A 12,322-nucleotide genomic window follows, 5' to 3' on the forward strand; every position below is an offset into this window, starting at 1 on the left:
CTTGCACCAGGGAGTAACGATGGCCGCACAGATGGACACACCGCAGCCCGGGGCCGCCCGTCCGGCCGGCTCCCCGTCCGGGAACCGCCTGAGCCGGCGCACCGCGGTCGGGCTGCTCGGCACGGCGGGGGCGGGGGCGGTCGCGGGCCCGCTGCTGACGGCGGGTCAGGCAGCGGCGGCGCCGGCCGGCGCGCCGGCCTTCCACCCGACGCCCGACGCGAGCGGCGCGGCCCCGGTGCAGGGCCTCCACCTGACCTTCGGCAAGGACCCGGCCACCCAGATGGTGGTGTCCTGGATCACCGACGCCCCCGTGCGGCGCCCGCGGGTGCTGTACGGCACCTTGGCGCACGGCCTGGGATCCGGCGCCCCGGCCACGACCCGCAGCTACAGCGACGGCAAGTCCGGCCGCACGGTGTACGTCCACCACGCCGCCCTGTCCCGGCTGAGCCCGGGCACCACGTACCTGTACCTGGTCTCGCACGACGGGGCGACGCCCGACAGCGGCACCTTCACCACGGCTCCGCGCGGCCGGGTGCCGCTGACGTTCACCAGCTTCGGCGACCAGTCCACTCCCGAGGTGTCGTGGACCGCGGCCGGCGCGGTGGGCCTGGACGCCAACGTCGCGCCGGCCAGCAAGGACATCGTCACCGGCATCGAGCAGGTGGCGCCGCTGTTCCACCTGCTCAACGGTGACCTGTGCTACGCCAACCTGGACGTGGACCGGGTGCGCACCTGGAACAACTTCTTCACCAACAACAGCCGTTCGGCCCGTTTCCGCCCGTGGATGCCGGCCGCCGGCAACCACGAGATCGAGAGCGGCAACGGCCCGATCGGCATGGGCGCGTACCAGACGTACTTCGAGCTGCCCTCGGACGAGACCGACGAGGAGCTGTCCGGCCTGTGGTACGCGTTCACGGCCGGTTCCGTGCGGGTGATCGTGCTGCAGAACGACGACAACTGCCTGCAGGACGGCGGCGACGTCTACATCAACGGCTACTCCGGCGGGCGCCAGCTCGCCTTCCTGGAGCGGGAGCTGAGGGCGGCACGCGCGGACCGGGGCGTCGACTGGGTCGTCGTGGCCATGCACCAGGTGATGGTCTCCTCGGCGGACTTCAACGGCTCGGACCTGGGGTTGCGTGCCAAGTACGGCCCGCTGTTCGACCGTTACGGCGTGGACCTGGTGGTCTGCGGCCACGAGCACCACTACGAGCGGTCGCTGGCGGTGCGCGGCGTGCTCGGCGGCAGCGAGACGCTCACCCCGAGCCCCGTCTCGGCCGCGACCGACGACATCGACACGGGCCTGGGCACCGTGCACATGGTGCTCGGCGGCGGCGGCGTGTCCGGGACGAGCAACCAGACGTTCTACAAGGACGGCAGCGCGAAGGTCATCACCGCGGTGTCGGCGACGCCCGGTGCCAACGGCAAGCGCGCCGCGACCTACGTCAAGGAGCAGGCGGTGTGGAGCGCGGTCCGCGACGTGGACCACCCGTACGGCTTCGCCGCGTTCACGGTGGACCCCGGCCGCTTCCCCGGCGACACCACCCGGCTGCACGTCACGTACTACAACGTGAACAAGCCGAACGGCGAGCTGTCGGTCTTCGAGCGTTTCACCCTGCACCGCAAGCGGTCCGACGGCGGCCGCTGAGCCCTGCCGCGGCCGGGGGGCGGCATGGGGGCCGCCCCCCGGCGGAGGGGCACCGTCCTGGCGGGTGGCGGGCGCCGGTTCTCCGGCGGTCCGCCGCCCGCCCGTTCTTTCCGGTGGAATCCCCGGTGGCCTTCCACCCGCCTGTATACCGAGTATTGTACGGGGTATTCAGGCGAAGGAGGGGATCGCGGTGAGCGTGCGCCACGCGTTGCTCGCCCTGCTCGGCGAGGGGCCGAAGTACGGGCTGCGGCTACGTCAGGAGTTCGAGGCGAGGACCGGCGAGGTCTGGCCGCTGAACGTCGGCCAGGTGTACTCGACGATGCAGCGGCTGGAGCGGGACGGCCTGGTGGAGTGCGACCCGGAGGACGCCGCGCGGCCCGGCCCGCAGCGCACCTACCGCATCACCGAGGCGGGCGCCGAGGAGCTGGCGGCGTGGCTGCGCACCCCGCCGGCCGACGACGCCCCGCCTCGCGACGAGCTGGTGATCAAGGTGCTGGTGGCGCTGCGGCTGCCGGGCGCCGACCTGCCCGCGCTCCTGCAGACCCACCGCAACCACACCATCGTCCGCATGCAGCACTTCACCCGCCTCAAGGAGCACGCCGCCGACGACCTGGCGCTGCTCATGGTCGCCGACGCGCAGCTCTACCGGCTCGAAGCGGTGGTCCGCTGGCTCGACGCGACCCAGGCGCGGCTGCGCCACCGCACCCCGCCGGGCCCCGCGCCCTCCCAGCGCCCGGCGGCCGGGGCTCCCGTCCCGCCCGAGGGAGCCGTGCGATGAGCGCGGCGCCGCCCCTGGAACTGCGGGGGGTGTCGAAGACGTACGGGGACGGGGCCGCGGCCGTGCGCGCGCTCGCCGAGGTCGACCTGTCGGTCGAGGCCGGCGAGATGGTGGCCGTCATGGGACCCAGCGGGTCGGGCAAGTCCACGCTGCTGACCATCGCCGGCAGCCTGGAGGAGCCCACGACGGGCGAGGTGTTCGTCGAGGGCACCGCGCTGTCCGGGCTGAGCCGGGGCGAGCGCGCCGGGCTGCGCCGCCGCCGCATCGGCTACGTCTTCCAGGACTTCAACCTGCTGCCGGGGCTGACCGCGGTGGAGAACGTCGCCATGCCGCTGGAACTGGACGGGGTGAGGTCCCGGGCGGCCCGCCGGGCGGGGCTGCGCGCCCTGGCCGAGCTGGACCTCGCCGACCGCGCCGACAGCTTCCCCGACGAGCTGTCCGGCGGCCAGCGCCAGCGGGTGGCGCTGGCCCGGGCCCTGGTGGGCGAGCGCCGGCTGCTGCTGGCCGACGAGCCGACCGGCGCCCTCGACTCCGGCGCCGGGGAGGGCGTGATGCGGCTGATCCGCGCCGCCTGCCGGTCCGGCGCCGCGGCCGTCCTGGTCACCCACGACGCCCAACTCGCCTCGTGGGCCGACCGGGTGGTCTTCGTGCGCGACGGTGGGATCGTCGACTCCACCCGCCCCCTCGCGGGACCCGAGTCGCTCCTGGCGTCCGGTGGGGAGGAGTCGTGACGGCCGTGCGGACCGCGCCCGGCCCGGTCGGCGGGCGCTCGCGGACGCACGGCGGGCTGCCCGCGCGGGTGGCCGTGGTCCGCTGGTCGTGGCGGCTGCTGCGCCGCGAATGGCGCCGCCAGGCACTGCTGCTCGCGCTCCTGGTGACAACGGTCGCCGGCGCGGTGTGCGGGCTCGTCGCGGTGGACGCGTACCAGTACAGCCCGGTCGGGACCTTCGGGTCGGCGCGGCAACTGGTGCGCCTCGACGCGGGCGACGACGGCCGGCGGACGCTGGAGGCGCGGATCGCGTCCGCGCGCTCGAAGCTGGGCACCGTCGAGGTGATCGCCCACCGGCAGGTGCCCGTCCCCGGATCGGTGTCGGTGCTTGACGTGCGGGCGCAGGACCCGCATGGGCCGTACGGCGCCGGGCGGCTGCGGCTGCTGGAGGGCCGCTACCCGGCCTCGGCGGGCGAGGTCGCCCTCACCCGGTCCGCGGCCGCGCTCTTCCGTACGGGCGTCGGGCGCTCGTCGCGGTTCGGCGGCCGCTCGCTCACCGTGGTCGGGCTGGTGGAGAACCCCGGGCGGCTCGCCGACACCTTCGCGCTGGCCGCTCCCCCCGGCGCCGCTGACCCCGAGGTCGCCGGACTCCCCGCGGCCTCGGTCGACCTCCTGGCCGACGCCTCCCCCGACGCGATGGCCGCCTTCCGCGCGGGCGGCGACGGACCGCTCGACGTCCAGGACCGGTACGGCGACGCGTCCGCGGGCGCCGACGTCCTCGTCCTGGCGGCGGCCACGGTCGCCCTGCTGCTGGTCGCGCTGGTCGCCGCCGCGGGCTTCGCGGTGATCGCCCACCGCCGGCTGCGCCAGATCGGCATGCTGGGCGCGATCGGTGCCACCGACCGGCACCTGCGGCTGGTACTGGTCGGGCAGGGCCTGTTCACCGGCCTGGCGGGCGCCGCCACCGGCACGGCGCTCGGCCTGGCCGCGTGGCTCTCCCTGGCCCCTCGTCTGGAGGGCGCCGCGGGCCACCGCATCGACGCCTTCGCCCTGCCCTGGACGCTGCTGGCACCGCTCCTCGCGGTCGCGGTGCTCACCCCGGCCGCCGCCGCGTGGTGGCCGGCCCGCACGATGGCCAGGGTGCCCGTGGTGCGGGCGCTGTCCGCCCGGCCGCCGGAACCCGTGCGGGGCCGCCGCTCGGTGCGGGCCGCCGTGGTCCTGGTCGCCGCGGGCGCCGGGTGCCTCGTCGCCTCGCGCCGAACCGACGGGCTCCTCGTCGTGGCCGGCCTGGTCGCGGTGGTCGCGGGGATGCTGCTGGTCAGCCCGCTGGTCGTCCGCGGCCTGGCGGCGGCCGCGGGCCGGGCCCCGCTCACCGTACGCCTGGTCCTGCGCGATCTCGGCCGTCACCAGGCCCGCTCGGGCGCGGCCCTCGCGGCGATCACCCTGGCGATCGGGCTGCCCGTGGCGATCAGCGTGGTGGCCGCGGTGAGCCGGGACGGCGCCGCCGCCGGGAACCTCTCGGCCCGGGACGTCCTGGTCCGGGCCCCTTACGACGGGCCGCTCGTGCCCGTCCTGTCCGCCCCGGACCTGCGGCACCGGCAGGAGGCGGTCCAGCGGTACGCGGCGCAGCTCGGCGGCACCGCGACCCCGCTGGTGATGGCCTACGACCCGGCCGTACCGCCGGGCGGCATGCGGAGCGGCGGCTCCGGCCGGCAGGTCCTGGAGGCCGGCCGGCCCACCGGGCCGCGCACTTGGGCGAGCCTTCGGCTGTACGTGGCCACGCCCGACGCGGTCCGCCGGTTCGGCCTGCGCCCGCCCGGCCGGGCGGGCGCCGATGTCCTCACCTTCCTGCCCGGCCACGACGCCCTCACGCTGCTCGGCCAGGCCCGGCGCGGCGGCGACCGCGCCGCGACCGCGCACGTGCCCGGGCCCGCGTACTCCTCGCAGCCGCGGGTGTTCATCACCCCGGACGCGGTACGGCGGGGCGGCTGGCGGACCCTGACCGCCGGCTGGTTCGTCTCGGCCCCGCACGACCTGAGCGCCGCGCAGCGCTCCGCCGCGCGGGACATGGCCGTGGCGAACGGCCTGACCACCGAGACCCGGAACCTCCAGGAGGGCCTGGAGACCGTGCGCCGGGGCTGCGTGGCGGCGGGCGCGGGGCTGGCGCTGGGCGTCCTGGCGATGACGGTCGGCACGGTCCGCGCCGAATCGGCCGACGACCTGCGCACGCTGACGGCCGCCGGGGCCGGGCCGCGGACCCGGCGCGGCCTGGGCGCGGCCACGGCCGGCTCGCTGGCCCTGGCCGGCACCCTGCTGGGCACGGCCGGTGCCTACCTGGTCCTGTTGTGCGCCTACGCGGACGATCCGGCGTCCCTGCGGCACGGCCTGTACCTCCCCCTGCTGACCGCCGTGCCCGGCGTACCCCTGCTGGCGGCGGCCGCCGGCTGGCTTGCGGCGGGCCGCGAGCCCACGGGGACGGCGAGGCGGCTGCTGGAGTAGCGCGCGGGCCCGTCCGCTGGGTGCCGGACCCGCCGCGGAGGGGGCGGGTCCGGCACGGGTACCACGGCCCGCGGGTCCGGCACAGGCACCACAACCCGCGGGTCCGGCACAGGCACCACGGCCCGCAGACCCGGCGGCGGGCACCACGGCCCGCGGGTCGACCGCGGCCGGCCCCGCTACCGGCCGCCCGGCAGCGTCACCGTGAACGTGGTCCGGCCCGGAACCGACGTCACGCCCGCCGAGCCGCCGTGGGCGGCGGCCACCGCCGAGACGATGGACAGGCCCAGCCCGGCACCGTGGCCGGAGCGGGGATGCGGGGCGCGGGTGAACCGGTCGAAGACGGATTCGCGCAGGGCCTCGGGGATGCCGGGGCCGTCGTCGCTGACGGCCAGGGTCGTGGCCCGCGCGGTCTGCCGGAGGCGGACGGTCACCCGGGTGCCGGCCGGCGTGTGGGCGCGGGCGTTGGCCAGGAGGTTCGCTGCGATCTGGTGCAGGCGCGCGCCGTCGCCGGTGACGACGACGGGTTCGGCCGGCAGGTCCAGCGACCAGCGGTGGCCGGGGCCGGCCGCCCGGGCGTCGTCGACCGCGTCGAGGACCAGCCGGGTCAGGTCGACCTGTTCCCGGGCCAGCGGGCGTCCCGCGTCCAGCCTGGCCAGCAGCAGGAGGTCGTCGACCATGCCGCCCATCCTGGTGGATTCGGCGGCGATCCGGTCCAGCGCCCGGGTCACGCCGGGCGGCACGGGGTCGGGATGGCGCAGCGCCAGTTCGGCGTGGCCGCGGATCGCCGCGACCGGTGTGCGCAACTCGTGGGACGCGTCGGCGGCGAAGCGGCGCAGCCGCTCCTCACTGGCGTGCCGCTTGGTCAGGGCGCCCTCGACGTGTCCGAGCATCCGGTTGAGCGCGGCGCCGACCTGCCCGACCTCGGTCCGCGGGTCGGTGTCGGGCACCCGGTCGGGCAGCACGACCTCCCCGCTGTCCAGCGGCAGCTCGGTGACGGCCGCGGCGGTGGCGGCCACCCTGCGCAGCGGGCGCAGCGACCAGCGGACCCAGAACGCCCCGGCCGCGCCGGCGGCGACCAGCGCGCAGCCGAAGACGACCGCTTCCACGACGACCAGGCGCTCGGCGGCGTCCTCGACGCTGCGCATCGACAGGCCGGTGAGCAGGACGTCCCCGTCGTCGCCCGCCGTGGCCTGCACCCGGTAGTCGCCGAGCGCGGACAGGTCCAGCCCGTGGCAGTGCCCGTCCACCGGCACGGCCGCGATCGCCGCGCGGTCGGCCGGGCTGAGCCGTACGGAGGTGTCCGACCCGGCGCGGACCACGGCGGCGTCGGTGACCTTGCCGTTCAGCAGCCGCGCGCCGAAGGTGCCCGGTGCCTGGCGGCGGGTGTCGGCGTACTTGTTGTCGGCGTCGGGCTCCCCCCGCGCGCCGTGGGTGTGTTCGAGGCTGGCCGGGAAGTGGCTGCCGGCCTGCACGACCTGCTGGTCCAGGCGCTCGGTGAGGAAGCCGCGCAGCCCGACGACCGCGGCGATCCCGACGGCCGCGCAGCTCAGCGCGAGCAGCACCACGAGCCCGCAGGTGAGCCGGGCACGCAGGGTGCGCGGCACCAGACTCCTCACCACTGCGCCGCCTTCAGCACGTAACCGGCGCCCCGTACGGTGTGGATCATCGGCTCCCGGCCGGCGTCTATCTTGCGCCGCAGGTAGGAGATGTACAGCTCGACGATGTGCGCCTGGCCGCCGAAATCGTAGGACCACACCCGGTCGAGGATCTGGGCCTTGCTGAGCACCCGCCGGGGGTTGCGCATCAGGAAGCGCAGCAGCTCGAACTCGGTCGGGGACAGCTCCACCGCCTCGCCGCCGCGGGTGACCTCGCGCGCCTCCTCGTCCATGACCAGGTCGCCGACGGCGAGGACGGCCGCGTCGCCGCGGGCCCTGGTCATCCCGGCCCGGCGCAGCAGCCCGCGCAGCCGGGCCAGCACCTCCTCCAGGCTGAACGGCTTGGTGACGTAGTCGTCGCCCCCGGCGGTGATGCCCGCTATGCGGTCCTCCACCGAGTCGCGCGCGGTGAGGAAGAGCACGCACACGTCCGGCCGGCCCTCCCGCAGCTTGTGCAGCACGGCGATTCCGTCGCCGTCGGGCAGCATCACGTCGAGTACGACCGCGTCGGGCTTGAAGGTCCTGGCCTCGGCCACGGCGGTGGCCACGTCGCCGGCTGTGCGCACCTGCCACCCCTCGTACGCCAGGACGCCGGAAAGGACCTCGGCGAGGTCGGGCTCGTCGTCGACGACCAAGACGCGGACAGGGGTGCCGTCGGGGTGCGTGAGGGGATGCGCGGTGCTGTTCATGATGCCTCCCAGCATCCCCCGACACGCGGCCGGGCGGGACGGGAGCGGCCTTTGCGATCGCTGTGAATCGGGCCACCGGCGATCGGTGCCGGGCGTGTGCCGGGTGGTGCCGGGCGCCTGCCGGGCCGTTCCGGGCCGTTCCGGGCCGCTTCCAGCCCCCGTCCGAGCCGGTTCTGCGCCCGTTCCGAGCGCTTTCCGAGGCGATTGCGAGCCCGTTCAGAGCTCGTTCAGAAGTTACGCACGCACAGTGGCCGGTGTACGCCACGAAAGGAAACACCCCCATGACCAGCACCTCGCCCCCACGCCAGGCGCGGCACGCGGTGGCCGCGCCCGCCCCGCGACGGCGCTCGACCGCCGCCTGGGTCCTGGCCCTCGGGTGGGCGGGCGCGGCCGCGGTGCTGGGCCTGTGGTGGCACGACACGACGGCGGTGGTGGGGTCCACGGACTGGCTGCTGGGCGCGGGCCGCATCAGCGGTCTGCTGGCCGGCTACTGCTGCGCGCTGCTGATGCTGCTGATGGCCCGCATCCCCGCGCTGGAGACCGGCGTCGGCAGCGACCGCGTGGCCCGCTGGCACGCGATGGCCGGCCGTTACACCGTGTGCCTGCTCGTCGCGCACATCGTGCTGATCCTGTGGGGGTACGCGGCGCAGTCGCACGCGGCCGTGCTGAGCGAGTCGTGGACGGTGGTGTGGACGTACCCGGAGATGCGCAAGGCGACCCTCGGCGGTCTGCTGCTGCTCCTGGTCGGCGCGGTGTCGGTACGCGCGGCCCGCCGCCGGATGCGCTACGAGGTCTGGTACTACCTGCACCTGCTGACCTACGTGGCGATCTTCCTCGCCTTCTGGCACCAGCTCGCCCTCGGCGCGGACTTCGCGGCGGGCGGCGCGGCGAAGGCCTTCTGGTACGCGCTGTACGCGGCCGCGGCGGGGGCGGTGCTCTGGTACCGCGTGCTGGGGCCGGTGCGGCTCAACCTGCGGCACCGGCTGCGGGTGCACTCGGTGGTGCCCGAGGCCCCGGACGTGGTGTCGATCGTGGTGCGCGGCGAGCGGCTGCGGCACCTCGGGGCGCGCTCGGGCCAGTTCCTGCGCTGGCGGTTCCTGGCGCCGGGGCTGTGGTGGACGGCGAATCCGTACTCCCTGTCGGCGGCGCCGCGCCCGGACCTGCTGCGGATCACGGTGAAGGCGGTCGGCGGGCACAGCGCGGCCCTGGCGCGGCTGCGGCCGGGCACCAGGATCTGGGCGGAGGGCCCGTACGGCGGCCTCACGGCGGACCGCAGGACCCGGCGCAAGGTCCTGCTGCTGGCGGGCGGCGTGGGGGTGACCCCGCTGCGAGCCCTGTTCGAGTCGCTCCCCGCCGGGCCGGGCGACCTCACCCTGGTCTACCGGGCCCGATCCGCCGCCGACCTCGCGCTGCGCCGTGAGCTGGAGTCGATCGCGGCGGTCCGCGGGGCACGGCTGATCTTCGCGCTCAACGGCCCGGACGGGCGCCGCCCCGCCCTGACCGCGGACGGCCTGCGGGCCGCGCTGCCCGACATCGCGCGGCACGACGTGTACCTGTGCGGCCCGCCCGGTATGGCCGACGCCGGCTACGAGGCGCTGCGCGCGGCCGGTGTGCCCGCCCGGCACATCCACCACGAGTCCTTCGAACTGTGAGGAGAGTCCCGATGCCCGCACCAGTGAACGACGGCCCGCCGGCCCGAGACGGCCGCGTGGCGCCCGCCGGGCGCGGACGCGGGGAGGTACGCCGGTGAGCGCGCTGCACGGGCGCCCTGCACGCCGCGTCGTCCTGTCCACCGGCGCCACCGTCGCGGGTGTGGTGGTCCTGCTGTCCCTCAAGCCGCACACGACGGGCGGGACCACGGCGGCCGCCGTCCCGGCCCCCTCCTCCACCGCGACCGCGGGCACCGGATCGTCCACCGGCGGCTCCTCGGACGGCAGGGCCTCCGGCGGGAGCACGCCGTCCGGAGGGTCGTCCGGCTCCTCGAAGGGCGGCACGTCGACGAGCGGCTCCTCGAAGTCTGGCTCCTCCAAGTCCGGCTCCTCGCGCAGCGGCGGCAGCGGCGGCGGTTCCGCCGCCACGCGGACCGTGAACGGCGACACGGTGCAGACCCGTTACGGCCCGGTGCAGCTGCGGATCACCCTCACCGGCGGGAAGCTCACCAAGGTCACCGCGCTGCAACTGCCGAGCGACAACCCGCGTGACCAGGAGATCGCCGGCTTCGCGGTGCCGCAGCTCACCCAGGAGGCGCTGGCCGCGCAGAGCGCCCACATCGACGCGGTGTCGGGCGCGACCTACACCAGCGCGGGGTACACGCAGTCGCTGCAGAGCGCGCTCGACAAGGCGGGACTGTGACGGGGGGCACGGTCCGGGAGCGGGCCGGCAGTCAGCGGCGGGTCGAGCACACCATGGGCACGGTGTTCTCCTTCGACGTACGCGGCGGCGATCCGGGCCGGATCCCGGCTGCGCTGGAGGAGGCCGTGCTGTGGCTGCGCCACGTGGACGAGGTGTTCTCCACCTACCGCCCCACGAGCCAGATCAGCCGGCTGGCCGCGGGAACCCTGCCGCTGTCGAAGTGCACGCCCGAGGTGTGGGAGGTGCACCGGCTGTGCGACGCGGCGCGCCGACGCACCGGCGGCTGGTTCAGTGCCGGGTACGCGGGGGGCTTCGACCCCACCGGGCTGGTGAAGGGCTGGGCGGTGGAGCGCGCCGCGGCGATGCTGGCGGCGGCGGGCGCGGACGCGGTCCTCGTCAACGGCGGCGGCGACGTCCAGGCGCACGGCGGCCCCTGGCGGATCGGGGTGTCGCACCCGTTGCGCCCGGGCACGCTGGCCACGGTGGTGCACGCCGACGGCGACGTCGCGGTGGCCACCTCCGGCGCGGCCGAGCGCGGCCCGCACATCGCGGACCCGGCGACCGGCCGTCCGGCCGCCCCCGCGATGGCCTCGGTCACGGTGGTCTGCCCGTCCCTCACCGACGCGGACGTGTCGGCCACCGCCTCGTACGCGATGGGCACCGCGTCCTTCGGCTGGCTGGCGGACCAGCCCGCGACCGAGGCCTTCGTGGTGCTGCCGGACGGCGAAACCTGGCACACCGCGGGCTTCGGTGTGCCAGGCCCACACTCCGGCTAGCCCGGTTGTGTGGCGCGCCGCCGTCTCCCCGCGGGCTCCGGGCTCCCTATCCTGCTCGGTCGGTGACGGACGGCGGAAAGGCGGCGGGCCGCGATGCGGGACTTCCAGGACGTGACGGTCGAGGTGGACGGCGGGCTCCTGGCGGTGCGCCGCTGGCCGGGCGCGCCCGGGGCCGGGACCGTCCTTGCCGTGCACGGGCTGACCGGCAACGGCCTGGCCTGGGGCGAGGTGGCCGAGGCGCTCGGCGGTACCGAGGTGATCGCGCCGGACCTGCGGGGCCGCGGGCGCAGCCGCGACGTGGCGGGGCCCGGCGGCATGGCGCGCCACGCCGAGGACCTGATCGCGGTGCTCGACCACTTCCGGCTCGGCGCCGCCGTACTGGCCGGGCACTCGATGGGGGCCTTCGTCGCCTGCGTGGCGGCGCGCCGCGATCCCGCGCGGTACCGCGAACTGGTGCTGGTCGACGGCGGCCTGGGCATCCCGGTGCCGGCCGACGCCGACATCGACGCGGTGCTGGGCGCGGTGGTCGGTCCCGCGATGGCCCGGCTGGACATGGAGTTCCCCGACCGGGCCGCCTACCACGCGTTCTGGGCCGCGCACCCGGCCTTCGCCGGTCTCGGCGGCCCGCTGCTGGCCGAGCACCTCGACCGCGACCTGGTCGGGCGGGAGCCGCGGTTGCGTTCGGCGTGCCGGGCGGCGGCGATCCGGGAGGACGCGGAGGACGAGCTGCGCGACCCGGCGGTGTTCCGGGCGATCCACGAACTGACCGTTCCGGCCCGCCTGTTGTGGGCCGAACGCGGCCTGCGCAACGAGCCGACCGGGCTGTACTCCCCCGACACGATCGCCGCCTGCGGCCTCGCGGCGTCCGGCGTGCCGCTCCATTTCGTGCCCGACGTCAACCACTATTCGCTGGTGCTCGGCGAGCGCGGCGCCCGCGTGGTGGCGGACCACATCGCCGACGCGGTGCGCCGCGCCCCGGCGGGCGACTGACGGTGTGGTCGATGGTGTCGCGGCCGGCGGGCCGCACGACGGCAGCGTCCCCGAGCGTGGCCGCCCGCCGCCATGGTGGCCGCCGACACGCGTCCCCGTGGCGGTGCGTGCCGCGCCCACATGTCCGGCTCGCCGGGCCGCTTCTACGGTTTGCGCAAGCCGCCACTGGTTCCGGGAGCCGTCAGCCATGCGCACAAGCAGTTCACCGAGCACCTCACCGGCGCCGAGA

General features: G+C 76.1%; 10 protein-coding genes. 8 read left to right on the plus strand and 2 right to left on the minus strand.

Features of this window, described 5'->3' with window-relative positions:
• The first annotated feature begins 19 nt into the window (after positions 1 to 19).
• The 4 genes from K7G61_RS14070 (at position 20) to K7G61_RS14085 (ending at position 5,631) form a co-directional block, all read left to right on the plus strand.
• Positions 20 to 1,645 (plus strand): metallophosphoesterase family protein, encoded by a 1,626-nt coding sequence (locus K7G61_RS14070; protein ID WP_263984347.1) that lies wholly within the window; start codon positions 20 to 22, stop codon positions 1,643 to 1,645.
• Between the two features lie 190 nt (positions 1,646 to 1,835).
• Positions 1,836 to 2,423, plus strand: coding sequence for a PadR family transcriptional regulator (locus tag K7G61_RS14075; RefSeq protein WP_225847128.1), 588 nt, complete (start codon positions 1,836 to 1,838; stop codon positions 2,421 to 2,423).
• On the plus strand, positions 2,420 to 3,154 hold the full coding sequence (locus K7G61_RS14080) for an ABC transporter ATP-binding protein (protein ID WP_225847129.1): 735 nt from the start codon (positions 2,420 to 2,422) through the stop codon (positions 3,152 to 3,154). Before K7G61_RS14075 ends, K7G61_RS14080 begins: the two co-directional genes overlap by 4 nt.
• Positions 3,151 to 5,631 carry an FtsX-like permease family protein gene (locus tag K7G61_RS14085; protein ID WP_225847130.1) on the plus strand — a complete coding sequence of 827 codons (2,481 nt, stop codon included), beginning with the start codon at positions 3,151 to 3,153 and terminating at the stop codon, positions 5,629 to 5,631. Before K7G61_RS14080 ends, K7G61_RS14085 begins: the two co-directional genes overlap by 4 nt.
• Positions 5,632 to 5,807: 176 nt before the next feature.
• Here K7G61_RS14085 and K7G61_RS14090 read toward each other — a convergent pair whose 3' ends face one another.
• Positions 5,808 to 7,247 (minus strand): HAMP domain-containing sensor histidine kinase, encoded by a 1,440-nt coding sequence (locus tag K7G61_RS14090; RefSeq protein ID WP_225847225.1) that lies wholly within the window; start codon positions 7,245 to 7,247, stop codon positions 5,808 to 5,810.
• Entirely contained in the window at positions 7,244 to 7,975 is a 732-nt protein-coding gene (locus tag K7G61_RS14095) for a response regulator transcription factor (protein WP_225847131.1), read from the minus strand. The genes K7G61_RS14090 and K7G61_RS14095 overlap by 4 nt, the downstream gene beginning before the upstream one ends.
• Before the next feature lie 281 nt (positions 7,976 to 8,256).
• On the opposite strand from K7G61_RS14095, the gene K7G61_RS14100 reads away from it, so the two are divergent.
• The 4 genes from K7G61_RS14100 to K7G61_RS14115 all read left to right on the plus strand — a co-directional run bounded on the left by K7G61_RS14100 (position 8,257) and on the right by K7G61_RS14115 (position 12,093).
• Positions 8,257 to 9,627, plus strand: coding sequence for a ferric reductase-like transmembrane domain-containing protein (locus K7G61_RS14100; RefSeq protein WP_225847132.1), 1,371 nt, complete (start codon positions 8,257 to 8,259; stop codon positions 9,625 to 9,627).
• A gap of 103 nt (positions 9,628 to 9,730) precedes the next feature.
• On the plus strand, positions 9,731 to 10,327 hold the full coding sequence (locus K7G61_RS14105) for an FMN-binding protein (protein WP_225847226.1): 597 nt from the start codon (positions 9,731 to 9,733) through the stop codon (positions 10,325 to 10,327).
• 53 nt (positions 10,328 to 10,380) lie between these two features.
• On the plus strand, positions 10,381 to 11,103 hold the full coding sequence (locus K7G61_RS14110) for an FAD:protein FMN transferase (protein WP_225847227.1): 723 nt from the start codon (positions 10,381 to 10,383) through the stop codon (positions 11,101 to 11,103).
• A 93-nt stretch (positions 11,104 to 11,196) separates the two neighbouring features.
• The gene (locus tag K7G61_RS14115; protein WP_225847133.1) at positions 11,197 to 12,093 is read left to right on the plus strand and encodes an alpha/beta hydrolase; all 897 of its coding nucleotides are present in this window, start codon (positions 11,197 to 11,199) and stop codon (positions 12,091 to 12,093) included.
• The last annotated feature ends 229 nt before the right edge of the window (positions 12,094 to 12,322 follow it).

It is taken from the genome of Streptomyces sp. HPF1205 (assembly GCF_020400825.1).
Classification (GTDB): Bacteria; Actinomycetota; Actinomycetes; order Streptomycetales; family Streptomycetaceae; genus Actinacidiphila.

What these genes read in the sequence shown, in the direction of transcription:
- K7G61_RS14070 (WP_263984347.1), top strand. Translation starts at nt 20, where the DNA reads ATGGCCGCACAGATGGACACACCGCAGCCCGGGGCCGCCCGTCCGGCC.
- K7G61_RS14080 (WP_225847129.1), top strand. Translation starts at nt 2,420, where the DNA reads ATGAGCGCGGCGCCGCCCCTGGAACTGCGGGGGGTGTCGAAGACGTAC.
- K7G61_RS14095 (WP_225847131.1), bottom strand. Translation starts at nt 7,975, where the DNA reads ATGAACAGCACCGCGCATCCCCTCACGCACCCCGACGGCACCCCTGTC.
- K7G61_RS14100 (WP_225847132.1), top strand. Translation starts at nt 8,257, where the DNA reads ATGACCAGCACCTCGCCCCCACGCCAGGCGCGGCACGCGGTGGCCGCG.
- K7G61_RS14110 (WP_225847227.1), top strand. Translation starts at nt 10,381, where the DNA reads ATGGGCACGGTGTTCTCCTTCGACGTACGCGGCGGCGATCCGGGCCGG.
- K7G61_RS14115 (WP_225847133.1), top strand. Translation starts at nt 11,197, where the DNA reads ATGCGGGACTTCCAGGACGTGACGGTCGAGGTGGACGGCGGGCTCCTG.